The following is a 24051-nucleotide window of genomic DNA, read 5'->3' as shown; positions in this document are numbered from 1 at the left end:
TCTGACATTACGCTAAGCTTAACTTTTTCATTCGTAAATATACCAACAAATCGCTCCCAAATTTCATTCCCAACATCACCATCGCAATCAAGCTGATATTAGCGATAAAAGAGTGAAAGAAAAACATATTATCCCGACTCATCCATAACAATACTTTGTCTATTTCAAAAGTGTTGATTGGGAAAAGATAAAGAATTTTGTTTGGTAGACCAGTCACAAGAAGTTGCTTCAATGCTTGAGGGACAAAAAACAGCCCCAAAGAAATTGCCAACGTACTAAAAGGCGAACTACACAAACTCGATACTAACATCGTAAAACCTGAAACAAATAGTAAGCCGATAAGGTGGAAGCAAATACCAAATATATATGTCTGTAACATATTCCATTCAAGAGGAAAATCGACTATTCGCCAATCTAGATTAGCCTGTACGCTTGTATCCCATCCACTAAATCCATAAAAACATCCAAATACAGTAAGAATAATCAATTGAGCTACCAAAAACGTACCGATAGTCAATACCGTGCCAACAATAATTTTTGAACGGATCATTTTTGTTCGACCAAATCTGGTGGATAATAACAATGGAACTAAATTCTTTGATGTATCATTTGCAAATAAGATGGAACAAAACAAGATGACAAATAAAGCAATCGGAATAAATGCGTTAGCGCTAACTTGTAATAGATCTGTCCAAGTCATAAAATTACCAATATAGATTGGAAATTTTTTTGTTTTATAACCGACATCGTGCATTGATAAAATCTTTACATTATCAATCGTATATGTTTTTTTTGCTCTAACTGAATCGATCATTTCCATGTAGATATCTTGTTCAGTAACAGGTGTAAAGGTATCGACAACCGTCCATTGGAAATAATCAAAAATTTGCTTTTTTTCTTTTACCTTTTCTTGGTAGATGTCCAAATAATCTGTGATGATCGTTTTTACTTTTTTATCTGTCAGTTCACCTTTGTACTTCTCTGCAAATTCTAGATTTCTTTCGACAGCACTTCGCCCTGAAATTGATGAATGCTTGTCACTCATCAATTGTGAGTGAAAAAAACCAATGAATATGATAGCCATAATACTCATCAATAGAACGACCCAAGCACCAATGAATGATTTATTTTTAAAAATCTTTAAAAATTCAAATTTTAAAATCTGCATTCTCCTAAAACCTCCGTTCTGAAATAATAAAGGTATAGATCCTCTAGATTTGCTTTAGCTTGGACCGCATTATTTGCTGGTTTTTTTGCGGATATTATCCGTAATACCACATCATCTCCCTCATATTTTTGATTACTGATAGAAAAACTGTGATAATACGATTTCATTTCTCTCTGTGTTGTTCTCACTTCCCAAACACTATTTTCAATTTTTTTCAGTAATTGATTCACGGAACCTCGATCCTGGATAACTCCCTTATTTAAAACAAGTACCTCATCCGAAATAGATTCAACATCCGAAACAATATGAGTGGATAAAATGATTATCTTATTATCTGATAACGAACTGATCAAATTTCGGAATCTCACCCGTTCTTTCGGATCTAACCCAACTGTAGGTTCATCAAGAATCAACACTTCGGGGTCATTGATCATCGCTTGTGCAATACCTAAGCGTTGCTTCATTCCACCTGAATATTTCTTGATTTTCTTGCCTTTTTGCTCCGATAACCCAACTAAATCAAGTAATTCCAAGGATCTCTGTTTCGCTAACTTTCCTCTTAAGCCTTTTAATGCAGCGATATAGAGCATAAACTTCAACCCTGTAAAGTCTGCATAATAACTGAAATCTTGGGGGAGAAACCCTAATACTGATCTAAACATCTCCCCATTTAACGAAATATCTTCACCATTGTAAATAATCTTCCCTTCATCTGCCTTAATTACTCCGCAAATCAGTCTGAACAACGTTGTTTTTCCTGAGCCATTCGCCCCTAGTAATCCATAAACTCCTGGATTTAAAGTAACTGATACATTTGTTAAAGCTTTTGCACCATCAAATGTTTTTGTTAAATTTTTTATTTCGAGTTTCATATGAATATTCCTCCCGTATGATGCTGTTTCATCATCTGTTTGGCTAACAATACCAATCCAAATAACGTCATTACACATGTAATTGCCCAATAGTGAACTGGCAGCTCATAGACATTTAGTAAACCTTCCAATATTATCGTGAGCCCAACCATTGCTCCCGAACTCCCCCAAAGTAAAACAGTAGATAACTTTTTTCGTAAAACAGTGAATACAGAAAAAAGAACAATACAAAAAATATTGAATGGAACGAATAAGAAAAGAGCAAACTGCAAAAAAGAAATTGAAAAAAGCTCTTTGGCAAAAAGTGAGAGTACTATAATCAGTAATAGATCAAAGCTCCCAAAAGCAAGCATCTTCATCGTTGTATGTTGTCTCAGATCATACTTAAAGGTCTGTTCTAACTCCCACATATCGCTGGTATAACTCTTGAACAACGCATCTGTAAAAAAAACACCAGAAAATAAAACCAGACCTGTTATACCTTTTAGTACATTCTCAAAATCCGTTTCAGTATTCGCATTTAAAAGTAACAGAGAAAAAATAAATAGAAATGTTTGTATCCCCCAAAGTTTCCATCCTACAAATCTTATCGCTGAAAAAAATAGACTTAGGTAAGATGTTTGGCTTAATTGATTTTTGAGCATTTGTTTTGTACCTAATTCAATTATCTTTTTTTCCAACTCATTTCGACCAGAACTTTTTTCTTTTCGCTCTATTTTATTCAAAATAAAAGTCCTCCCTTTTTAATAATCTCTTTAGCTTATCTAGGCCTTGTTGAATTCTTGATTGAGCTGTGGCCACGCTTGTACCAGTAACCATTGCTACTTCTTTCACCTTCATGTCATAGTAAAATCGCAAGATGATTGCTTCTCGTTGATATTCTGGGAGAGCATCTAAAGCATTCTGGATCTCATCCCCTTTACTATCCGCTACTTCTTTATTTTTTGAGTTTAGATTGGAGTGATCGGCATAGGATTCATCAAACTCCGATTCTTCAAACTTCTGTTTTTTGCTGTAATTATTGCATGCATTTACCGCTACAGTGAAAAGGTAATTGAAAAATTTCCCAGAAAATTTATAGGAATCAATGTTACTTATCACTTTTAAAAACACATCCTGCGTCAGATCTTCTGCTAAAATCGTGTTCCCAAAAAATCTTCTTCTGCAGTAATTGAAGATTGTATCGTAATATTTTTCTACTAGTAACCCCCATGCATCTACGTCTCCCGATTTAATTCTCAATATTATCACGTAATCTTTGATTGCTCTCACCTCCTCGCTAGTTTTTTTATTTTGTGAAATCACTCTATTTTTAAAAAATGAACACCAGAAGAGCGTTTCTTTACATATCTGTAAAGTCTGATGCCTACTATAGGGATAGTGACCCCTAGTATCCCACGACAAACTCCGTACATAGGACTTATCTCATTTTGCACTAAATTAAATAATTGTATTGGAATCATGTGAAGCAAAAATATTCCCTGACTATAGGACTTTATGCTTTCAAAATCTCGATTTGTATTTTCAGAAAGTAAAAGAATAGCAAACAAGCAGCCACAAAATACAATCGTAAAATACATAAAATTCTTATCTATTCCTTGATTTCGAAAAACAAGAATTCCCTCTGCTACTCCTAACAAACCAGATATGACCAATCCCAAGTAAAACTTATTTTTCATTCCTACTAATCTATTTCTATTATCCGCTAAATAGCAGCCAACCAAAACAAAAATCGGACTGAAAAACAACCCATTTCTCGTTGTAAGGAATAAATCTAAATACTTATGTAAAATCGAAACTACGGTGTAATTAGATATATATGCTGAATATGTCTCCAATGATCCTACAATGAATAGTCCGCAACAAATACTAAACGTACAGCTATAACCAAGTTTATTGATACCTATTCTGACAAACAATAGTGAAAAAAGTAGAGCTGGAAAATACCACAGATGATAAAAACTTCCTGAATAAAGAAAGCTGAAAACTACGACTATAGGTAAATAGTTCCATTGATTATCCATTGACTGACTTATCAATTGAATGCCAAAAGGTATGTATAGCAGAAAAAATTTTAAGTACGTCTTTAGTATTTTTACTAACCATCTTTTTTTATAGCCTGACTTAGAGGCGTTTATGTGAAAAAAATAAGCATTATTGATAAAGAAAAAAGGGACAGCTAACCGACAGATCATACTTTTCAAGATGAAGTGTGCAATTGGGTTTCCTATAACCGTTCCAGAATGAATCATTACCACAAAAATAGTCGCAACAAACTGAGCGAGGTATAGTTTCTGATTTTTATTTTCCATATTTCTCCCTTCTGTTTTTGACCTTTCACTAGTAATGAACAACTAGCTTCCCAAAATCATTTAAACATTAGGAATTTTTAATAAAAAACGACCAGATTTTAAAATGGACCCTAGATAATGGTTTCACTGACATTTTTTTACCAGTGTCTATTATCTAAGATCCATTTTATTTTGGAATCATTCTTCGTATTCAACTATCATTTTTGTGTCATTTAAGTTAGAGTTATTGCTTGATAAAATGAATGTGGACAAATCTAAAAATCAGTTTTGCTACAGATGCTCAAATAACCACCGTCGTTTGCGAATTTTTCTATTCCTAAAATCTCATTCTCGGAACCAATAAAAGAAATGAAAAATCAAGTGATTTTTTCTGGAATTTCTCATTCATATAGGAAGCTTTTTTCTCAATGCTATGACATCATTTCCAATTAAATAACCCGCCCCTCACAGTTAACGAGAGTATTTTTTGATCGTAAGCTAATCGATGACAATGGAATCTGTTTCTTATCTTACTATCAGATTAGCGCCATTTGATTCAATCAATTCCTTGTACCAATAGAAACTATCTTTCTTGTAACGCTTCAATGTCCCAGTACCATCATCATATTTGTCAACGAAAATCAAGCCATAGCGTTTCTTCATTTCACCTGTAGAGGCACTAACGATGTCCACTGCACTCCAAATCGTATAGCCAAATAAATCGACCCCGTCCTCTAATGCTTTCTCCATTTCAATAATGTGCTTTTGCAGATAATCGATGCGATACTGATCGTGGACCATTCCTTCTGACGTAAGTTCTTCAGACACTCCAATCCCATTTTCAACAATCATCATCGGTAAGTGGTAGCGATCATAGATATCATTTAGCGCAATGCGTAAGCCCACTGGATCAATCATGGCGTTCCATTCTGTTTGTTCGAGATAAGGATTGTTTACACCAGAGCCGCCGATCATGCTGTGTCCATTTTTTTCTACTTCGTCATCCGCGGAGACGCATAAGGTCAAGTAATAACTAAATGTATAGTAATCTACCGTTCCTTCCGCAAGTATCGCAGCATCTTCTTCAGCAAATGTGATGTCAATTCCATGTTCTGCAAAGTAGTTTTTTGCATAATACGGATATTTCCCAGTTACTTGAACATCTCCACAGAATTTTGAATGCATGTTTTCTTCTTGTTTAGCCAATAGGACGTCGTTTGGATGACAGGTATATGGATATCTTGGCATATAGGAAATCATACAGCCCATATGGAAATGCGGATATTTTTCCCGTGCTAACTTTACCACTTTCGCACTGGCGACAAATTGATGATGTAATGCCTGATATCGCATTTGTGGATCATCGGGTTGTTCAATGAAGGGAGACTCTCCAACCTGCAGACCAAGAGAAAGAAAATTGCCAATCGTTAATGTCGCTGTGTTTATTTCATTGAAAGTGATCCAATAGTTGACCTTGTCTTGATAGCGATCAAAAATTGTCGCAGCGTAGTGTTCATATAGATCGATTACTTCTCGACTAGCCCATCCATTGTATTGTTCACTTAAATACGCAGGGACATCAAAATGAGCAATCGTTACTACAGGTTCAATCCCGTATTTTTTACATTCGTCAAACACCTGATCATAAAATTGCAGTCCAGCTTCATTGGGCTCTTGATCCATCCCTTTTGGAAAAATCCGCGTCCAGTTGATCGATAGACGAAAGGCTTTAAAACCCGCTTCTGCAAACAAGGCAATGTCTTCTTTATAATGATGGTAAAAATCCGTTGCTTCATGACTCGGATAGAGTAGCTCTTCTTTTACAGTCGTCGTAATTTGGCGTGAAGTAGTATGACTTCCTCCGCTGATAAGATCCGCACAGGCCAAGCCTTTTCCGCCTTCATTATATCCGCCTTCATATTGGTTGGCAGCAGATGCACCGCCCCATAAAAAATTTGTTGGAAAACTCATTTATCTTTTCCCGCCTTTCTTAAAATACAGCCAAAAATTGCTCATTGGCGCTTACTTGTTTACTATCCGTCGCTGGTATGACATCCAAATAATCTGATGTATTCGTTACTGTGATCATCACAGTATCCTCATAACCTGCCTCTCTGATCTTTTGTGAATCAAAACGTAGCAGTTTCTGACCAGAGTGAATGTGATCGCCTTCATTGACCTCTCGAACAAAAGATTCTCCTTGCATATTCACAGTGTCGATGCCAATATGGATCAACAATTCAATTCCAGAATCACTAGTCAGACCAATGGCATGATTCCCGGGAAAGACTGCGGATACTGTTCCTGAAAAAGGAGCTACGATTGTATTGTCTGTCGGTTTGATTGCTAACCCTTTCCCTAAAGCTAAAGAAGAAAAGGCTTGATCATTCGTTTCGCTTAAAGGAATCACAGCACCTGATAATGGTGCCTCGATCATCGTTTCAGTCGCCACCTGTTTTAAAAGTTCCGCTTTTGTTTCTTTTTTTTCAGCAGTTTGATTACTTGGTATATTCGCATTTGGAAAATCAGCATCTTTCACCATGATCCAAGTATAACCAAAGGCAATAACAAACGTGATCAACGAACCAATCACCGCATGTAAAACATTGCTGTAAGATGGCAAGGCAACAAAAGAGGCAATGATGACGGTAGTATTGATATTCATCAATCCGAAATACAGACCCCCAGCTGCTCCACCTAAAATCATACCGATAATCGGTTTCTTCAACCGCAACGTCACACCATATAAGGCTGGTTCAGACACACCCATCAAAGCTGTGATTGCAGAAGAAAAGCTCAATTGTTTGAATTCAGTATCCTTCGCCTTGATTCCAGCAGCCAAACAAATCGCTGTTTCAGCTGCTAACCCCAAAAGCATTCCTGGTACAATCAAATTGTCGTAGCCATAAGTAGCTAAAGAGGTTAATAAAATTGGTGTCAATGTCGTATGCATTCCTGTCATCACAAGCAATTGTGCAAAGGCTCCCATAAACAAGACTGCCAATGGTCCAAAATTATTTGTTAAGTAGTTTAAGAATTCTGCTACGTAGTTCCCAATCATCACACCTAAAGGGCCTAAAAGCAATAAAGCAAAAGGCGTGATCACAATCACTGAGATCAGCGGACGCAGGATAAACTTTACACTGTTGGGTAAAATTTTATCTGCAAATTTGTATACATAGGACATCAACCAAACACTTAATAGTACTGGAAGTACTGATGCGTTATAACTGACATTTGGAATCGCGAAGCCTAATAGAGAGATTCCGCCCTTTTGACTGATCAATTCAGTCAACCCCGGCATCACAAAAATAGCACCAATAAAGCTACCCAAAAATGGATCGATTTTCAATCGTTTGGCAACTGAGTTACCTAAAAATACCGGAATAAAGAAGAATGCTGCTTGAGAAACTTGATAAAGCACAAGGTATGTGTCATCTGTTTTTGCTAATAATCCGGAAAGCTGTAATAAAGACAATAATACTTGTAGCATCCCACCAGCTGCTACAATTGCGATCATTGGTGTAAAGCATCCGGCAATAAAATCTAACAACCGTGAAATAACTGATTGTTGTTTTTCAGCTGTTTCTTCAGCTGTTCCCGTCCCTGGTAATTGTGCATATACACTGGAAACATCTGGTCCGATAATTACTTGGAATTGTCCATTTCCTTCGACTAATCCAGTTACACCTCGTAGCTGTTTGATCCCTTCTGCATCCGCTTTTTTACTATCGGCTAATGTAAACCGTAAACGGGTAGCACAATGTGTAACATGTTGAATATTTTTTGCTCCGCCAACTTTTTCATAAATGTCAGCAGCTAATTGTTTGTAGTCCATGACTTTACCTCTTTTCAATTTGTTCTGTCAGTTTTTGGATGTGCAAGGTTAAATAAATTTCTTCATTCTCAGAAATAGTTATGTTATAAGTATTTTTAATATAGATTTTGATTTTCCCAACACAGTGAAACGCTTTAGGATACATTTTTTCTACTTGCTCGAATAAATCCGTCTGCTCATAGCTAGGCATGGTATGATTGATCACATTTTGAGCAAAATAATGTAGATGTGTGACAAATCGTGAAAAATGAAAGCTGTTTTCGTCAAAGCTTTGAGTGTATTCATAGCGAACGATAGTCAAGACATCTTCAATAAATTTTGTGATTTTATTGGTAACAGTCATGTCTCTTTTCGTCGATTGAATATTTACAAAATGCAAGGCAATTGAAATAGCTTCTTCGGTTGGAATTTCCAAATCAAGTTCTCGTTCCAGTAATTGCACTGCGTACACCCCGATTGCATACTCGTCAGGATAAAAACGCCGAACCTCATATTGTAGCGGACTTTTGAAGACCATATTCTCCCTCAGACGTCTCACTGTAAAATCAATATGGTCCAGAAGAGTCAAATAAATATAGTCGTTCACTCTTAAGTGATAATTCTGTTTAGCGTACTCAACGATTTGAGTAACTAACTTTACATATTTGGGATCACACTTGCTTAATTGATAGCTAAAATGTTCCAGCATCGCGTGGGTATCCAAGACAAAAATCTTTTCAAAATCGCTCTCCTCCACATCATCTCCTGTTTTTTTCTTGAAGCTGATGCCTGTAGAAAATCCGATGATTTCATTACTACCCTTTTTTAATAACACCACATTATTATTTAAAAACTTTTTGATTTTCATGTTTTCCTCCATTTTTAGGCACTAAAAAACCTCATACTTCACCCCTCGGGTACAAGTATGAGGTTTGCCTTCTGACAGTAACACGCCTCAAGGTTACAGCACGTCTGCAACCGTTCTCTATTTATAGGATTATAATAGCACAGATAAAGAGTGTGTCAACCCTTTTTTGATACGCCACTATTAACCGTACCAAATAAAGCAAGAACGATTTCATTTTTTGTTGAAAAATATCACTAACGTCAAACATCTACCAACTGAGATCTTACAGAAAGACCCTTTTCTCCATAAGTGAATCAGTTTCACCACTTTGTGTCATTTAAGTTAGAGATACTGATCGATAAAATACCAAGCTTTTTGCAAGATGGATATTTTCTTAAATGAAATCATTCCAATTAACTTTGTTTGTGTATCTTTCTACTTCTAAAATCTCATTTTCGGAACCAACCAAAGAAATAGAAACAATGTGAGGTTGGGACAGAAGTGTTTAACTCCGAGAAATAAGAAGAAATTCACGAAAATTGCTTTTCAAATTTTTGTGAATTTCGGCTTATTTCCGAAGGAGTTACTTTTGCTCCCACCGTTTATTCGAGAGTCTGTGGCAAAACTGATTTTTAGTTTTGTCACACGCTCGACCTCTTTTTGATTACTCTTCTCATTGTACTTGCAAGGCTGGTAGCTCATTTTTACTCAATTTTCCCAAGTAGGGAACAAGCATGATTACACCAGCAATAAACGCGATACCTTCTGTAATCGTCATTGACCAGATCAAACCATCCAAGCCGTAGAAGTGATGCAATAGCGAAACAACTGGAATAAAAAAAGTGCCTTGGATCGTTGACATCACGCCTGTCTGAAATCCATAACCAGAGGCCTGGAAGATGCCAGTAAATAGACCTGAGAAGCCGTTGAACACTGAAGAGACCAATTGTGCAGCCAGGATTGTCAATCCTACTTGGATGACACCTGGATCACTAGTAAATAACTCCAATACAGGCACTCGGAATAGGTAAACAATGAGCGCAAAGAAAACGGAGATACCTCCGATCCACAGCGAAACTTCCTTCAACGATTCTTTTAAACGTTTTGTATTATGGGCAGAAAAACTGTAGGCAAATAGCGGCATTGCTCCTAGGAATAAGCCCATTGTCAAAAATTCTGGTAACTGAGTGATTCGAACAGCAATACCAAAGCTGGCAACAACATTGTCACCATATTCAACAGAGAAATTATTCAATAATAATGTTGTAACGATCATAAAAGCCGATTTAAACAATTCAGAGATACCAATTTTATAGACTTCTAACCGATCTTTGAATGAAAGTCTAAAATGCTTTAAAAAACCTTGCAATGATTCACTTTTATTCTCCAAAAACCAAATATAATAAATTGTAGAGGCAAGATTTGCGATCACGATCGATATCCCTGCGCCGATTACATGGAGGTTAAAGATTAAAATCAGCAAGGCATCTAATATGATACTGACCGCAACACTAATGAACATACCGTACATTGATTCTTTCGAAGCCCCTTCTGAACGAACCAATTGTTCTAAGGCAAAGTTCAAGATAAAAGCCCCGCCACCAGCAAATAAAATCGTGATATATTGTTTAGTATAAAGCATAGTTTGACCATCCGCACCTAGTACATGAACAATGGGATTCATAAAAATAATCGCTACGATACCGATGATAATCCCCAAAATGATGCTTGCGTAGAAAGAATAGCCAGCAACTTTCTTCCCTTTTTGGGTGTCTCCGTTACCTAGCAACCGTGTGATAAAGCTGCCTCCACCGACGCCAAACATATTTCCAACAGCCATTAAAATAATCGTGATAGGCATCGCTAAGGTAATTGCGGACATCATATTCGTATCGTGGATCAAACCAATGAAGTACGCATTGATCAAATTGTAAATCGTTGTCGCTGAGATCCCGACCATCATTGGAATCGATAAATGAGCAATGGCTTTGCGAATCGGACTTTCTTTTAAATAATAAATATTTGATTCATTCACTTCAAATTCTTCCATGGTAATTCCTTCTTTTGTTAGATTTTCAAATGTTAGATTTCTAACTATTTTGCTACAAGCAGGTAAACACTGCTTGTTGATTAAAGGCTGCGATCGATTTTTCTTAACAACTCCGTCAATTGTTGGACTTCTTTTTCATTCAGCGCATGGACCAATTCTTTCTCAGCTGCATAAAAGGCTTCATTTGTTTCATCAACTAACGCTTTTCCTTTTGGTAGAACATAGATATTTTTTTGTCGCTCGTTATCTGCAGGAATGCGTCGCTCGATATACCCTTTTTTCTCTAACCCTTGCAACATACTCGTGATGCTTGCTCCACGGCGTTGAAATACTTCTGCTAAGTCCTTTTGAATCAAACCCTTGTCTTCATTTTGCGCAATATAAGAGATCATTCGCCCTTGTTGCGGACTGACATCCATATCCTTGACCCGTTGCTCCATCGATTCGCGAGATTTGTTCATGATTGACCGTAGTAAATTGGAAACGACCATTTTATCCAAAATGAATCCCCCTTTTCAAAATAATTAGATATCTAACTATTCGAAATGAATATACACGCATCATACAAAATTGTCAACAAAATAATTACATTTCTAATCATTAGATATCTAACAATAAAGAAAGTACCTAGAGCTAATAGTTCTTCTATAAAAAAGCGAGGCAATAATCAAATTGTCTTTTGATCATCGCCCCACTTTTTATCATACTGAAACGCCTTCTATGAACCAATCATAAAAAGAGTTCCACTATTTTTATACATTTTTTATTTATAGTCATTGAATTGGAGTCTACTTTATTTCTCCAATCGGTTATGCTCTACTTTATTTTGCTGTTAACTGTTCCATTCACGCTTAAGCAATAGGAATTTAAGCGTGGAAACGTTCTACACCATCTAAATATGTGGCATCTAACGTCATATCAGGATTCAATACGATAAAGTCAGCATCGCGTCCTTTAGCAATTTTTCCGCAAGTATCATCGATCTTACAGCTGATAGCTGGAACTAAGCTTGCCATCATCACTGCTTGTTCTGGTGTAGCTAATCCCCAGTCAACGACATTTTTGATTGCTTCTTTTAATTTTAAGATACTTCCAGCAAGGTTACCAGACTCTAAACGTGCTGTACCTTCTTTTACTACTACAGGAAATTCGCCTAGATTGTAGTTTCCATCTGGCATCCCACCAGCCATCATACAGTCAGTGATCAATGCCACATGGTCATGGCCAGCTTTTTCCATTAGGATTTGTGCAGCATTTGGATGGACATGATGCCCGTCACAAATCAATTCTGAGAAAACATGTTCAAGTGACAATAATGCCCCAACCATCCCAGGTTCACGATGATTCAACCCACGCATACCGTTATAAGCATGAACAAAGACACTTGCACCAGCTTCAACTGCTTTTTGTGCTTCGTCAAGCGTTGCATTACTGTGACCTAAAGAAACAACCACGCCTTCTTCAGTTACTTGTTTAACAAACTCTTCTACACCATTACGTTCTGGAGCTAATGCGATCTTTTTGATCAAACCGCCAGAAGCTTCTTGCCATTCATGGAAAGTATTCAAATCTGGGTCACCAAAGTAACTTGGATTTTGCGCACCTTTATGTTCCTCTGTAAAGAAAGGTCCTTCAAAATAAATACCTTTGATTTTTGCTCCTGGAGCTTCTTGATACATCTTACCGATCGTTTCCGCAACGTCACGTAAGCGTTCTTTGCTTGATGTTAACGTTGTTGGCAAGAATGATGTAACACCACAAGACAACAGGCCTTCAGACATCGCTTTCACGCCTTCTGCATCGTTATCCATCACATCATGGTTCATATAACCATGGATATGTGTATCCACTAAACCAGGTGCGATCCATTTTCCGCTTTGGTCGATGATATTGACTTCTCCCTCTGGTGTTTTTTGAGAATAATCTCCAAAAAGTCCATCAGTGATTTCAAGATAACCTGCATTTTTGACACCAGATGCCAAAAAGAATTTGTCTGCATAGATAAATGTTCTCATTCTACTCTCTCCTTTGATTTGCTACCTTTAAGGTACTCTTATTTCAGAGAGAAGTCAAGAATGGTCTAAACCATTTATAAACTTTTTGAGATTTTTTTCACCGCTTGCGCTAATTCCTCATAGAACAACGCCTTATTTATTTCTCCTTTGTTTTTAAAAATCAAACTTTTCAAAATAAATAGATCGTTCAAGTAGTAATAGCTGTTCTTTTCTTGCGCCCATCTGATTCCCTGATTCACCTGTTCTAAGGCAGCCTCGATTTCTCCTTGATGCAATAAAAAGCTTCCATAGTTATAAAAAATCTGCGTAAATTCGCTCTTTGTTCGATCCTGGATCGATTCATGGAATAATTGGATGCTGCGGCTCAGATAATACCTTGCTTCACCACTTTTTCCAGCTACACCGTAAATTTTTCCAATGCAACTGATCAATTGGATCTCTACATCTGACACTTGGATACGATCTTTTTGGCTTGAATAAGTTAACGCTTCTTTTAAATAACTAAGTGCTTGAGTAATATTTTTTCGAAGAGTGAACTCACACACACCTAAATAATAGTAATATTTCTGATAATCTGCTGCATCATAGAGATTTTCGATCATCGTTGATGATTTGATCACTTGTTCTAATTTTCGATAATCTCGCTGCTGGAAGTACAAATCTGTTAATTCGAATTGCTTCAAGGCAGAACGAACTTTTCCCTTTGATAAATTCATGACATGATCGATCGTTACCCCTAGTCGCTGGCAGATTTGTGCCATTACAACAACATTTGGTAATTCTTCGTTATTTTCGATTCTGCTCAAAACGCTTTGTGAACAGATATCTTGCGAAAGCATCTTTTGTGTCATTTTTTGTTCTTTTCGAATTTCTTTTATGATTGTACCAAAGGAATCGACTAACGTTTCCATAAGTATCCTCCTCAAAATATGCATATTCGCATTATACAAGTATTTTACTTTACGACTGAAGAAACATCAAGAAAAGACCCATCATAATATTTTAGTCTTCGCTAGTTTCTACTCCTCACTCTATTAGCCTTCACACCAAAAAGAGCCTAAACCTTTGCGTTTGGCTCTTTTCAGGTAAACACTTTGCTTTGAATTTTATTGTTGTCGATAGGTTGATAAAAATTCACGCATTTTAACAGCGGTTGTTTTTAAATCATCCATTTTTGGTAGATAAACGATTCTAAAATGGTCAGGTTGAGGCCAATTGAATCCTCCACCGTGAACAAGTAAAATATGGTGTTCATGGAGAAAGTCTAGTACAAATTTTTCATCATCGAAAATATTGAACCGTTTTGTATCGATCTTTGGAAAGATATAAAATGCTGCTTTAGGTTTTACTGCTGAAAGCCCTGGAATATCATTGATTGCATTGTAGATATATTCTCTTTGTTCATAGATTCGACCACCCGGCAGAAGTAATTCATCCACACTCTGGTACCCACCTAATGCGGTCTGGATGATTTGTTGCGAAAGGACATTCGAACAAAGACGCATCGAAGAAAGCATGTTTAGTCCTTCTATATAGCCTTGTACATTTGATTTGTCGCCACTTAACACCATCCAGCCAACGCGAAATCCTGCCACTCGATGTGATTTAGATAACCCATTTAAGGTAACGACAAAAAGATCAGGTGCAAGGGTCGCAATTGGAATATGTTCCCTACCATCCATAACGAGACGATCATAGATCTCATCTGAATAAATGATCAAATTGTTTTGTCTTGCGACTTCTACGATTTCTTCTAAAAGTTCTTTTGGATAAAGCGCCCCAGTCGGATTATTAGGATTGATGATGACGATTGCTTTCGTACGACTTGTCACTTTCGCTTTGATATCTGCAATATCTGGATACCATTCTGCTTCTTCATCGCAAATATAATGAACTGGATTACCACCTGCCAAAGAAACAGAGGCTGTCCACAAAGGGTAATCTGGCATTGGAACTAAGACTTCATCTCCATTATCCAACAACCCTTGCATACACATAGTGATCAATTCACTGACACCATTTCCAGTATAAATATCGTTGATAGTCACATTAGGGAATTTCTTGACTTGACAATATTGTTGGATTGCCTTTCTTGCCGAAAAGATCCCTTTCGAATCAGAATAACCTTCTGACTCACGGGCGTTCATAATCAGATCACGAATGACTTCATTCGGTGCTTCAAAGCCAAAGGGAGCTGGATTCCCAGTATTTAATTTTAAGATGCTGACCCCTTCTTCTTGCATACGTTCTGCTTCTTCCAGAACTGGGCCACGTACATCGTAACTGACACCTTCTAGTTTATTGGATTTTTCAAATTTTCTCATAACGCTATCCAATCCCTCTTTTCAAAAAAAGTTAGAAATTTCTGATTTTTTATTATTTACATATTTATTCCAATATCATACTCTATTCTTTCCAAATTTGCTATATTTTTCATAAAACCAAAATAAAATTTGTTTTTTATTTAAAATTTTTATTGTCATTTTCTTTGTTTTAGCGATATTTATCCCATAAATTTGCTAACCAATCCATCGCGATGCCAATGATGATTCCAAGTACGATACCAAACATCAAATTTTCGAAAATCATCCCAATTGGAATCCCGATAAGCATCCCCAATAAAGCAAATTCACCATCGTATTTCTTCATGTTTCTACTCCTTTTTCGGCTTGACATCTAACTCATTTCTCGCTATCATTAATTGTTGTTTCTATTATAACGTAGGCATGCTTTTTATTGGTAGGACTATAATTTTTAGATTCACGCAGATGTGTTGGAATTGGCAGACAAGCATGATTGAGGGTCATGTGAGCTAACGCTCGTGTGGGTTCGAGTCCCATCATCTGCATAATAAAAGAGGGCTAGAGAAAAGTGATCAGCTTTTCTTGCCCTCTTTTTTGTTATAAAAAGTTCATTTTGATTCTTTATCGTTTTCTCATAGGAGGAATACACGTCCCACCAAAAGAGCAACAGTGACTCTCTCAAAGATGTATAAGGAAACTTATAAAAAAACGTAATAGCATTTTCAGTTATCTATCTACTTTCTGATAAATGTTGAATCTTCTTGAGGAATTCCATTTTCATCCGTTATATAGCGTTCTACTTTCATATGCAGATCATATTTTTCTCTCAGTTCAGCAATACGGGTCATCATAGGAGAATCATGATGATGATCAATTGCGCGCTGATCCGTCCAGCTGTCAATCAGAAGGACCGTTTCTTCATCATCCATAGGGAAAAAGTATTCATATTTAAGATTACCCTTTTCTGCACGAATCGCATCGACAGTCCCAGTTGAAATCATTTCTTTTGCAAATCTTTTTGCATTGCCATTTTTGCCACTATAATAGATATTCACAGTAATCGCCATTTTTCCGCCTCCTCACTTCTTATCTGAAATTCTTATAAGACTAAATCCTATGACTGAATGGTGTAAACTCCCTGAGCCAGCTGACTCCATAATGAGAACACTTTGCAGCTAGACGGCAACTGTTGCAAAACAGGCACCTCTCACTATTCAGCTTACAGATAGAGTAAAAAATAAAAAACAGACCCAATAAAGTATAAGGTGATATAAATATCTTACCCGCACTTTTTGAGCCTGTCAATTTTCATATGTAATGTATGGAGACAGTTTTACGACAAATAAAAAAACCACCCCATAAGAGGTGGTTAAAGTTCAACATTATTTTACGATATTTACTGCTTGAGGGCCACGTTGACCATCTTCAATATCAAAAGTCACTGCTTGACCTTCGTCTAATGTTTTGAAACCTTCGCCTTGGATAGCTGAGAAATGTGCAAATACATCTTGTCCATCTTCACCAGTGATAAATCCAAAACCTTTGTCTGAGTTAAACCATTTTACTGTACCGTTATTCATATATATTTCCTCCTAATACGTATATCATACGTGTTTTGTTGCAATTAATATTACTTAGTAAAAGGAGTTTTTATAGTGTGAATATATCGCTCAGATTACGTTTCAAATTAGATTACTTATTTAATATAGCATGGATATCCAAACAATGCAAGGATTATCTTCTATAGGTTCCACAAAATGTCAATTGATCAATAATGGATCATACCTGTAGATGACCAATCTTACTGATATAACGACCTCATCATATTCAGTAAAGCGTGGGACTGCCATGTGAGAAACGCGTTTATAGGTACCTTCGCTTTTTTTGATAACTTTTAATTCCCTCTCCCTATCCTCTTCATCTATAAAGAGAATTTCTCTCACTCGCAAAAATTATATTATATAGAAGAAAATAGTCTAACCACATCCTTCTAGACGATACGTTTTCTATAAAAAAGCTATGTTCCTTACAATCATCTATTTTGAATAATTTCTCTTTGGATACTTGCTCTTTTCGAAAATCACAGCAATTTTGGATTTACCTAAGACCGTATAATCCCTGACAACGAATTGATTTCGCTGGTTATAGTAGCCTTTCACATATAGCTTCATTCCCTCATCGACTTCTGCCAAGAAGTTTAGACTATGGGCAGCAATCAAACAGTTCACGTTATCTAAGGTAAAACGGATCAATGGACGGGCATTAAGTTTGAGTGTTCTGATTTTACTTACAGTTCCATATTTATGTTCCATTTTACTCACCTCTTACAATAATTATACGAACACAAGTTCTCTTTTGCAAGAATTATCTGCTAGTTACTTGATAAAAGTTTCTTGCTGTGTTCGAAACTTTTCACCTTCACCTATTAATCCTCCCTCTCAACTCTTATATGATCCACTCACCTTATGCTTTGAGAATGCTTTTCTTATCGGGGTTACCATTGTTAGGGTACAATCAGCACACAAACTTTATTCGAAAAATAGCGTATTTTTCAAATAAATTGCTCCATCACTAAAATCCTCACAAGCAGTATTTTAGCCGTAGCCTCTAGATTCGTTTATAATGAACTTATGTCAGATAGGAGAGGAGAAATAACAATGAAAACATTAGACGTAATTGCTTTAACACTATTGATCGTTGGAGGATTGAATTGGTTATTGGTTGGGTTATTAGAATTTGATCTAGTTGCTACGATTGCTGGCGGTTCTACAACAATTTTAGCGAAAGTCATCTATATTGTCGTAGGTATTTGTGCTATTTATTGTTTGAAATTCTTTCCGCTACTTACAAATAGAGTCGAACGATAGATCCATTCATATAAACAAAAGAGTGTAATAGAAACACTAAATAAATCGTAGAGGGTAAGATAAAAGTGATGTTGCTTTTATCTTACCCTCTACACTTAGTTAAACAGTGGTATCTATTCAAAAAGAAGCTACTATTTCTTAAGGATTAGAAATACAAATTTTTAGCGTTCTTTCTTATTTTTTGAAAATAAATCCTAAGGTATCGAACTCTGCTTTTTTATGTTGATTCTCTAAAATCGGTGCAAATAATATAATTAACCTACCTATTTTACCTTTTCTTAATAGTTTGGCTTTGTGAATTTCATAAATTTAGTTACTTGATTTAAAAGCAAAGAAAGCTTTTTCAATTACATATATTACTTCGTTTATTACAAAAAACGTAGATTTGTCACAAAGTGTCACGAAGCTATTACCTATGAAATATTTTCACGTGTTAAAGTAATCCTCGTTGAACACAACAAATACTTTTTAAAACGACGAAGGAGATTTTACATGAAATCACTTAAAACATTACTTTTAGGAACAACTTTGGCTGCCGGCGCTCTATTCTTTATGGGTACATCTGCACATGCGGACGAAGCATATACCGTTCAATCAGGTGATACACTATCAACGATTTCTCAAAAATACGTTGGTGATAACTCCTTGATCCAAACTATTGCAGAACATAATTCGATTTCAAATATTAACCTGATCTATTCAGGTCAACAATTAACGATCCCTACAGGAGACCAAGCAGCAGTTGCAGAAACAACTTACTCTGCACCTCAAGAAACACAAGCACAACCAGCTGCCGCACCTGTCCAACAAGAAGCAGTTCAATCTGCTCCTGCAGAAGCAGCACAACCTGTTGTGACTGAAACTGCAGCACCAGCTGCAAGCACAAGCTCAGCGAAAGAATGGATCGCTCAAAGAGAATCAAGCGGTTCTTACACAGCAACTAACGGCCGTTACATCGGACGTTACCAATTAGATGCTTCATACTTGAATGGTGACTACTCTGCTGCTAACCAAGAACGTGTAGCCGATCAATATGTTACTTCACGTTATGGTTCATGGGATGCTGCCCAAGCATTCTGGTTAGCTAACGGTTGGTACTAAGAAGTACAAATAGAAAATAAAAAAATTGGCGGGAATCCTTAGGTTTCAGCCAATTTTTTTGCGTATTTTTTTTGTTGAAACTTTGTTACTTTCTGATTGGGCTCTTGGGTCGAAAACAATTGCTTTTCCAATTGCTGGATATTGTTTTCAGCTTCTCGAATGACCTTCACTAAATAATTTTTTTCTGCTTTTAGTTGTTTTACTAAATATTCCAAATAATCATTTTCTTTTTGAAATTCTTCTATTGTTTTATTCTTTTTTCTCATAAACTTGCTCTGTGGATCTCGTTTATTTTGCTCTGGCTTTTTTATTCCAATTTCTGAGGGCAAAATAGATGTATTCACGATTTTGTCATAAAGCTGCTTGTATTCTAAACGCTGACTATTCGTATTTAAAGAAATATGTGCTCTGGATGTGTTGTTTCCAGAAATTACGGTCTTTTTTTGTTTGAGAATCATCTCAAGCTTCAAAGAAAGTTCAGTTTCCAACTCATTCTTTTTATATTTAGTGATCATTTGAGCAGAATTCAAACGTCCTTCTTTCATTGGAATCAGACCGATATGTAGATGTGGTTGCTCTTCATCAAAATGTACACTTGCATAAATAATATTTGCTATACCATAAAATTTTTGAAATGTCTGTACGACTTGTAAAAAGAATAATTTCATTTCTCTACTTGATAATTTTTGTAAAGAGTACTCCTCGAACAAGACACGCCATTCAACCAAGACTGTCCAATTAGAACAGACTGACTTAGATGCAGATAGATGTGTCAACCAACGTTTAATGGCTTTCTTATAGTTTATATTTTTTTTGTTCAAGACATCATAATTCAAAAGGGTCTTTTCAGAATGAACGATCAGTGACTCGCAAATTTCTCTTTGATTGTGTATTTGAACCTTTTCTAATTCATAAAAACGATAATTTTTTCTTTCTAAACTAATTGGCTTGATCTTCTTCCCTCCTCTAACTCAAATTACTTATATACTTATTTTATGAAATGTCGATCTTAAAAACAAACCTATATCTTCCTACCTCTAGGTAAAAATATAAGCCGCCTTGCCATAAAAAAGAGGACTTCTTCCCCAAAAGAAATCCTCTTTAATCATTAGCCAAAATGAGTAATCAATGTGTACTAGCACTACCCCAAAGTCTATGCTACCCATTATTTTGAATCATCAACTTACGATTATGGTTCCATCAATCGTTGTTGTGTTGATCAATTCTTGTTTGTCGTACATTTTACAATAGATTTTTACAGTATGCTCCCCTTTATTCGGTATGTTTTCAAAAGGAACAGTGGCGATTCCATTATTTGGCGGTACTAACCCTGAAACGTACAATTTTTTCTGATTAGTGGCTAAATAATATTCTACTTGGATGTTGTACGCATTCTCTCCACTATTACGAATATCGACATTTGCTTTCCCGTTCTTGTCTACTTCAATCTCATGTTTTAATGTAATCCGAATATTGTCTTTATCTACTTCAGTTTGCATCAATTTCAATAGATCGTCGTTGTTCAATTTAGAAATATTCTTGTCTAATTCTGGAAGTCCAGTAACGACCTTTGGGGGAGATTGATTAAAATAATAGTATCCACCAACTCCGAGTGCGAAAAACAACACTATTAGAGCTATGAGGATATATGTTCTTTTTTTATTCTTGTCTTGTGTTGCATTGTTACTATGTGCTATTTTAAACACTCCCTTCTCTGTCGTTGCTGAAAGTTGCTGCTTTTGCTTTGATTTTTGCAAATAGTGACATTTTTAAGTTGATGTTCATTTCGAGTAATCTTGCTGCTCTATCGACTCGTTGTTCACCTAAAAAATATGTGCGAAAACACCTGATCACGGGTTTCCAAAATAACTCTATGCTACATTTAACTACTTGGCGTCACTCAATTTTTTAAAGCTGTAAAATTGAACGTCATTGTATAAGAAGGTTTGATGACTTCATCCGCTTTGAATCCTTCAGCGATCTTACCTTCGAATTTCAAATATTTACTTTGTCCCATACCGATAGTCGATAAATGAGTCGGTGTATCTAATAACTGTCCTGCAGCACTTTGTAAACGTACGCCTGCTTCATTGACTGGTGTAAAGAACAAGTCTTGTTTGACACCTGATTTTCCTGTTTCAGAAAAACTTGCTACTTCAACCATCACATCACGTACTTTTGAATTATTTGTGATCGTATATAGCGGAGATAAGATATCTGGAAGAATTTTTCCGTCTTCAGACATCGCATTCGCATAACGAACTGTTGTTGGAACAGTGATATCTACATATGTTTTATCTTCTGGATCTACTGGCGTCCATTCTCCGACCCATCCAGAAACAGCAACGCTTGCATTGTCTTCACCTTTAATCGTTTGTCCTGGTGCAGGATCTGGTTGACCAGGGATCCAACCTAGATCTTCTGCACTAGCATTCATCGTTCCAACAGCCAAGCCGCCTAGTAAAACAGACGATAAAAGAATCATACTTGTCAATTTTTTCATTTTTCTTTTTTCTCTCCTTATTGAAATAGTGAATTATTTCGTTCTGATAGCGATACCCACTTTGCCCCAACTGTCTTTTTCCCGATTCACAGTGACGAACATCACTACCGAAAAAATAGAAAGCAGCAATCCGATTGCTAGAATATGACCTTGTTTTTTTACGCCAGTTTGTGGAAGATTTGCAGAAGAACCTGAATCAGATGGTGGAATTGCTATAGTTGGTTTTTCTTTTGTTCCAGCGCCATTTCCTTGATTGTTTGAACTGACATCCCATGGTCCTATCGTTGCTTCGACACGAACATTTTGTGTATCTGTGGCTTGCGCATGACAGTTTGTTGTAATACCTAAATTGATTAGTATAATACCTGTCAAAATATACAAAAATTTTTTTATTTATTCTTCACCTCCATTACTTAATGACGCAACTTCCACAGCTATAATTATGCTAAAAAGCGAAAAATAATTAAAACCAAGTTTTACCGATAGGTTGGTAAATTGACGAAAAACTCACTTGAACATCCTGTTAAAAAATGTAAAAAGCGCTTCAACAAAACGTCAGTCATCCAGATCATACTTACTCTCTCTTGAGTGTTCATCTGTTCATACTCTGGCTCCTGCATTCAATTTAGTGTGATAATAATCAACTAATTTATTGATCACATCTTCATCAAGATAGTCTGAGATACCAATGGTAGGAATACCAAAATAGTCTTGCGAATAGATATCTGTTAAAATACAGTCGAACTTTTGCAAATAATCTTTTTGGATTCTCGTTGAAGGATTCATTATCTCTATTTTGATATTGTGTCTAAAATAAAACTGGATTTCTTCTTTCAGCATCCTCATGTGATCATACGAACTATCCAATAAAAGGGCGACCTTTATGCTGACTTTGCTGGCTCTTACTTGGACCCATAACTCAGACCAGGAAGTAAGCAATTTAAAAACAGATTGATGGATCATTTCATCCAAATAAGAAAGAAACGGATTTCCTAACGAAAAATAAATATCAAAGAACTCATCTCTTAATGCATTGATCAAATCTGGACTATCTCTCAACGTATTTTCAAAAAAATCTGCCTTCTTATTATGTAGGACGTAAGTTGGCCTGACAGCACTTAACGTAGTCCAATAAATATCATGAACAAGCTTATCTTTATTCTCGCAAAGGAGATGGAACTGTTCTTCTAGTAAAGTGATGACAGCTTTGATTTCATTTTTGATTGCTACAGAATCAATGTCGATTCCTTCATAATTGAATCGTGCTGTGGGATGGATTGGTTGATAAAATTCATAGAATAATTGTGGAAGATTCTCTTCTTTGATTTCTACATCAAATATATTATGTATATTGGTAATTATTTTCTTTTTGTTTGATAGATGTGAAAAACTAAACGGAGTAATATCTGAGGGCATCTTGTACCCTTGCTTCAAGCGGGTTAAGCAAACAAACAATTGGAATTTTATATTTCCTAAAAATAGATGATTGTCATTGTATACGATTGCCCAGATCATATTTTCTTTAATAAACAATTCAATGATATCTGAGATCAAATTGATTTCGTCTTTCTGGATCAACTTCTCAGGCAAACTATATTTTTCCGAAAAATAGACTGCAAAAAAGTCCCGAATGTTTCCCTCATTACCGATAATTTCCAGTTGCTTAGTTATTTGAAAATCAAAAAAGCGCAACTCATGGTTGATACGGTTAATGACACGTGCCACCTGTGTTTCTGAAACGTACAAGATGTCACTTAGCTCTTCTTTAGAATGGACAATTCCAAAAAATACTGTTTCTAAAAGTGTGTATTCTAAGCTCTTTTCGAGTATCTTAGAATAAATAAATGACTTTGGGGTCATCAGATCTTTTTTTAAAATGACGCCTGATCGAAAAGAGGTTTCAATAGACAACGGAGCGATCATCTCATTCACTTGAGAAAGATCATTTCTGATCGTTTTCTCCGAGCTATCAGCTTTTTCTGCTAATTCAGAAGTCGTGATCCATTCTGTTTCCCAAAGTATCTCTAAAATATTTAATTGACGTTTCAAGCGCCCGTCTAATATTTCTCTCATTTTTCTTCCACCTCTCGTCTTAACGAAAAAACTCTTCTAAATAATTTTTAGCACAACCGCTCGCCTAAAAATAACCGTAATATACCGAGCGCTTGGTAAAATAACATTAGCAACGTTACATTTTAGTTTTTTCTATGTCAAGAC

The 24051-nt window shown here is 36.1% G+C and carries 24 protein-coding genes, 1 tRNA gene and 1 pseudogene; 4 read left to right on the top strand and 22 right to left on the bottom strand.

The window, feature by feature from the left end:
- Nucleotides 1-7 precede the first annotated feature (7 nt).
- The 8 genes from CJZ72_RS10480 to CJZ72_RS10445 form a co-directional block, all read right to left on the bottom strand.
- A complete protein-coding gene (locus CJZ72_RS10480; protein WP_081133427.1) occupies nt 8-1168 on the bottom strand; it encodes an ABC transporter permease subunit in 1161 nt (386 codons plus the stop codon).
- Nucleotides 1156-2040, bottom strand: coding sequence for an ABC transporter ATP-binding protein (locus tag CJZ72_RS10475; protein ID WP_081133426.1), 885 nt, complete (start codon nt 2038-2040; stop codon nt 1156-1158). Before CJZ72_RS10475 ends, CJZ72_RS10480 begins: the two co-directional genes overlap by 13 nt.
- A complete protein-coding gene (locus CJZ72_RS10470; RefSeq protein WP_081133425.1) occupies nt 2037-2765 on the bottom strand; it encodes a hypothetical protein in 729 nt (242 codons plus the stop codon). Before CJZ72_RS10470 ends, CJZ72_RS10475 begins: the two co-directional genes overlap by 4 nt.
- Nucleotides 2758-3312: an RNA polymerase sigma factor gene (locus CJZ72_RS10465; RefSeq protein WP_081133645.1), complete on the bottom strand. Its 555-nt coding sequence runs from the start codon at nt 3310-3312 to the stop codon at nt 2758-2760. Before CJZ72_RS10465 ends, CJZ72_RS10470 begins: the two co-directional genes overlap by 8 nt.
- A 29-nt stretch (nt 3313-3341) precedes the next feature.
- The gene (locus CJZ72_RS10460) at nt 3342-4352 is read right to left on the bottom strand and encodes an acyltransferase family protein (protein WP_143348093.1); all 1011 of its coding nucleotides are present in this window, start codon (nt 4350-4352) and stop codon (nt 3342-3344) included.
- A 504-nt stretch (nt 4353-4856) separates the two neighbouring features.
- Nucleotides 4857-6302 (bottom strand): glycoside hydrolase family 1 protein, encoded by a 1446-nt coding sequence (locus CJZ72_RS10455; protein WP_081133424.1) that lies wholly within the window; start codon nt 6300-6302, stop codon nt 4857-4859.
- A gap of 19 nt (nt 6303-6321) precedes the next feature.
- Nucleotides 6322-8169, bottom strand: coding sequence for a beta-glucoside-specific PTS transporter subunit IIABC (locus CJZ72_RS10450; protein ID WP_081133423.1), 1848 nt, complete (start codon nt 8167-8169; stop codon nt 6322-6324).
- Nucleotides 8170-8173: 4 nt separating this feature from the next.
- Nucleotides 8174-9016: a PRD domain-containing protein gene (locus tag CJZ72_RS10445; RefSeq protein WP_081133422.1), complete on the bottom strand. Its 843-nt coding sequence runs from the start codon at nt 9014-9016 to the stop codon at nt 8174-8176.
- 463 nt (nt 9017-9479) lie between these two features.
- Between CJZ72_RS10445 and CJZ72_RS15125 the strand changes: the two are divergent.
- Nucleotides 9480-9605, top strand: a pseudogene (locus CJZ72_RS15125) (DUF3788 family protein); the annotation flags it as partial.
- Nucleotides 9606-9668: 63 nt separating this feature from the next.
- Here the strand turns inward: CJZ72_RS15125 and CJZ72_RS10435 are convergent.
- The 6 genes from CJZ72_RS10435 to CJZ72_RS14525 all read right to left on the bottom strand — a co-directional run bounded on the left by CJZ72_RS10435 (nt 9669) and on the right by CJZ72_RS14525 (nt 15709).
- Complete coding sequence (locus CJZ72_RS10435) at nt 9669-11045, bottom strand: MATE family efflux transporter (protein ID WP_081133420.1); 1377 nt, start codon at nt 11043-11045, stop codon at nt 9669-9671.
- An 80-nt stretch (nt 11046-11125) separates the two neighbouring features.
- Entirely contained in the window at nt 11126-11545 is a 420-nt protein-coding gene (locus CJZ72_RS10430) for a MarR family winged helix-turn-helix transcriptional regulator (RefSeq protein WP_081133419.1), read from the bottom strand.
- 366 nt (nt 11546-11911) lie between these two features.
- The gene (nagA, locus tag CJZ72_RS10425; RefSeq protein ID WP_005876400.1) at nt 11912-13060 is read right to left on the bottom strand and encodes an N-acetylglucosamine-6-phosphate deacetylase; all 1149 of its coding nucleotides are present in this window, start codon (nt 13058-13060) and stop codon (nt 11912-11914) included.
- Between the two features lie 74 nt (nt 13061-13134).
- Nucleotides 13135-13971 (bottom strand): helix-turn-helix domain-containing protein, encoded by an 837-nt coding sequence (locus CJZ72_RS10420; protein ID WP_095443815.1) that lies wholly within the window; start codon nt 13969-13971, stop codon nt 13135-13137.
- Between the two features lie 195 nt (nt 13972-14166).
- Nucleotides 14167-15384, bottom strand: coding sequence for a pyridoxal phosphate-dependent aminotransferase (locus CJZ72_RS10415; RefSeq protein WP_005876395.1), 1218 nt, complete (start codon nt 15382-15384; stop codon nt 14167-14169).
- 169 nt (nt 15385-15553) lie between these two features.
- Entirely contained in the window at nt 15554-15709 is a 156-nt protein-coding gene (locus CJZ72_RS14525; protein ID WP_167592120.1) for a hypothetical protein, read from the bottom strand.
- Nucleotides 15710-15824: 115 nt separating this feature from the next.
- On the opposite strand from CJZ72_RS14525, the gene CJZ72_RS10410 reads away from it, so the two are divergent.
- A tRNA-Leu gene (locus CJZ72_RS10410) sits at nt 15825-15908 on the top strand.
- Nucleotides 15909-16097: 189 nt separating this feature from the next.
- Here CJZ72_RS10410 and CJZ72_RS10405 read toward each other — a convergent pair.
- The 3 genes from CJZ72_RS10405 to CJZ72_RS10395 form a co-directional block, all read right to left on the bottom strand.
- On the bottom strand, nt 16098-16430 hold the full coding sequence (locus CJZ72_RS10405; RefSeq protein ID WP_005876391.1) for a putative quinol monooxygenase: 333 nt from the start codon (nt 16428-16430) through the stop codon (nt 16098-16100).
- 315 nt (nt 16431-16745) lie between these two features.
- Nucleotides 16746-16943 carry a cold-shock protein gene (locus CJZ72_RS10400; protein WP_005876389.1) on the bottom strand — a complete coding sequence of 66 codons (198 nt, stop codon included), beginning with the start codon at nt 16941-16943 and terminating at the stop codon, nt 16746-16748.
- Nucleotides 16944-17399: 456 nt separating this feature from the next.
- The gene (locus tag CJZ72_RS10395; protein WP_081133417.1) at nt 17400-17675 is read right to left on the bottom strand and encodes a hypothetical protein; all 276 of its coding nucleotides are present in this window, start codon (nt 17673-17675) and stop codon (nt 17400-17402) included.
- A 345-nt stretch (nt 17676-18020) separates the two neighbouring features.
- On the opposite strand from CJZ72_RS10395, the gene CJZ72_RS10390 reads away from it, so the two are divergent.
- Nucleotides 18021-18230, top strand: a complete 210-nt coding sequence (locus CJZ72_RS10390; protein WP_081133416.1) for a DUF378 domain-containing protein — start codon at nt 18021-18023, stop codon at nt 18228-18230.
- A gap of 492 nt (nt 18231-18722) precedes the next feature.
- Nucleotides 18723-19331 (top strand): aggregation-promoting factor, encoded by a 609-nt coding sequence (gene apf, locus CJZ72_RS10385; RefSeq protein WP_053108946.1) that lies wholly within the window; start codon nt 18723-18725, stop codon nt 19329-19331.
- Between the two features lie 38 nt (nt 19332-19369).
- Here apf and CJZ72_RS10380 read toward each other — a convergent pair whose 3' ends face one another.
- The 5 genes from CJZ72_RS10380 to CJZ72_RS10360 form a co-directional block, all read right to left on the bottom strand.
- Nucleotides 19370-20275, bottom strand: coding sequence for a plasmid recombination protein (locus CJZ72_RS10380; protein WP_095443814.1), 906 nt, complete (start codon nt 20273-20275; stop codon nt 19370-19372).
- A gap of 234 nt (nt 20276-20509) precedes the next feature.
- Nucleotides 20510-20959 carry a hypothetical protein gene (locus tag CJZ72_RS10375; RefSeq protein ID WP_232509730.1) on the bottom strand — a complete coding sequence of 150 codons (450 nt, stop codon included), beginning with the start codon at nt 20957-20959 and terminating at the stop codon, nt 20510-20512.
- 272 nt (nt 20960-21231) lie between these two features.
- The gene (locus CJZ72_RS10370) at nt 21232-21834 is read right to left on the bottom strand and encodes a hypothetical protein (RefSeq protein WP_095443813.1); all 603 of its coding nucleotides are present in this window, start codon (nt 21832-21834) and stop codon (nt 21232-21234) included.
- Between the two features lie 33 nt (nt 21835-21867).
- On the bottom strand, nt 21868-22206 hold the full coding sequence (locus tag CJZ72_RS10365) for an LPXTG cell wall anchor domain-containing protein (protein ID WP_016176792.1): 339 nt from the start codon (nt 22204-22206) through the stop codon (nt 21868-21870).
- A gap of 228 nt (nt 22207-22434) precedes the next feature.
- Nucleotides 22435-23907: a helix-turn-helix domain-containing protein gene (locus CJZ72_RS10360; protein ID WP_081133413.1), complete on the bottom strand. Its 1473-nt coding sequence runs from the start codon at nt 23905-23907 to the stop codon at nt 22435-22437.
- Nucleotides 23908-24051: the final 144 nt, after the last annotated feature.

Origin of the sequence: Enterococcus durans, assembly GCF_002277935.1 — a bacterium.
Taxonomy (GTDB): Bacteria; Bacillota; Bacilli; order Lactobacillales; family Enterococcaceae; genus Enterococcus_B; species Enterococcus_B durans.
Note: the sequence above shows the minus strand (reverse complement) of the source record. Positions and strands in the feature narration are given on the sequence as shown.

Bases quoted from the DNA above. Each gene is read 5' to 3' on its own strand.
- CJZ72_RS10370 (WP_095443813.1), bottom strand. From the start codon at position 21,834: ATGAAAAAATTGACAAGTATGATTCTTTTATCGTCTGTTTTACTAGGC.
- CJZ72_RS14525 (WP_167592120.1), bottom strand. From the start codon at position 15,709: ATGAAGAAATACGATGGTGAATTTGCTTTATTGGGGATGCTTATCGGG.
- CJZ72_RS10475 (WP_081133426.1), bottom strand. From the start codon at position 2,040: ATGAAACTCGAAATAAAAAATTTAACAAAAACATTTGATGGTGCAAAA.
- CJZ72_RS10405 (WP_005876391.1), bottom strand. From the start codon at position 16,430: ATGGCGATTACTGTGAATATCTATTATAGTGGCAAAAATGGCAATGCA.
- CJZ72_RS10360 (WP_081133413.1), bottom strand. From the start codon at position 23,907: ATGAGAGAAATATTAGACGGGCGCTTGAAACGTCAATTAAATATTTTA.
- apf (WP_053108946.1), top strand. From the start codon at position 18,723: ATGAAATCACTTAAAACATTACTTTTAGGAACAACTTTGGCTGCCGGC.
- CJZ72_RS10435 (WP_081133420.1), bottom strand. From the start codon at position 11,045: ATGGAAGAATTTGAAGTGAATGAATCAAATATTTATTATTTAAAAGAA.
- CJZ72_RS10395 (WP_081133417.1), bottom strand. From the start codon at position 17,675: ATGGAACATAAATATGGAACTGTAAGTAAAATCAGAACACTCAAACTT.
- CJZ72_RS10480 (WP_081133427.1), bottom strand. From the start codon at position 1,168: ATGCAGATTTTAAAATTTGAATTTTTAAAGATTTTTAAAAATAAATCA.
- CJZ72_RS10460 (WP_143348093.1), bottom strand. From the start codon at position 4,352: ATGGAAAATAAAAATCAGAAACTATACCTCGCTCAGTTTGTTGCGACT.
- CJZ72_RS10400 (WP_005876389.1), bottom strand. From the start codon at position 16,943: ATGAATAACGGTACAGTAAAATGGTTTAACTCAGACAAAGGTTTTGGA.
- CJZ72_RS10415 (WP_005876395.1), bottom strand. From the start codon at position 15,384: ATGAGAAAATTTGAAAAATCCAATAAACTAGAAGGTGTCAGTTACGAT.
- CJZ72_RS10420 (WP_095443815.1), bottom strand. From the start codon at position 13,971: ATGGAAACGTTAGTCGATTCCTTTGGTACAATCATAAAAGAAATTCGA.
- nagA (WP_005876400.1), bottom strand. From the start codon at position 13,060: ATGAGAACATTTATCTATGCAGACAAATTCTTTTTGGCATCTGGTGTC.
- CJZ72_RS10445 (WP_081133422.1), bottom strand. From the start codon at position 9,016: ATGAAAATCAAAAAGTTTTTAAATAATAATGTGGTGTTATTAAAAAAG.
- CJZ72_RS10450 (WP_081133423.1), bottom strand. From the start codon at position 8,169: ATGGACTACAAACAATTAGCTGCTGACATTTATGAAAAAGTTGGCGGA.
- CJZ72_RS10455 (WP_081133424.1), bottom strand. From the start codon at position 6,302: ATGAGTTTTCCAACAAATTTTTTATGGGGCGGTGCATCTGCTGCCAAC.
- CJZ72_RS10390 (WP_081133416.1), top strand. From the start codon at position 18,021: ATGAAAACATTAGACGTAATTGCTTTAACACTATTGATCGTTGGAGGA.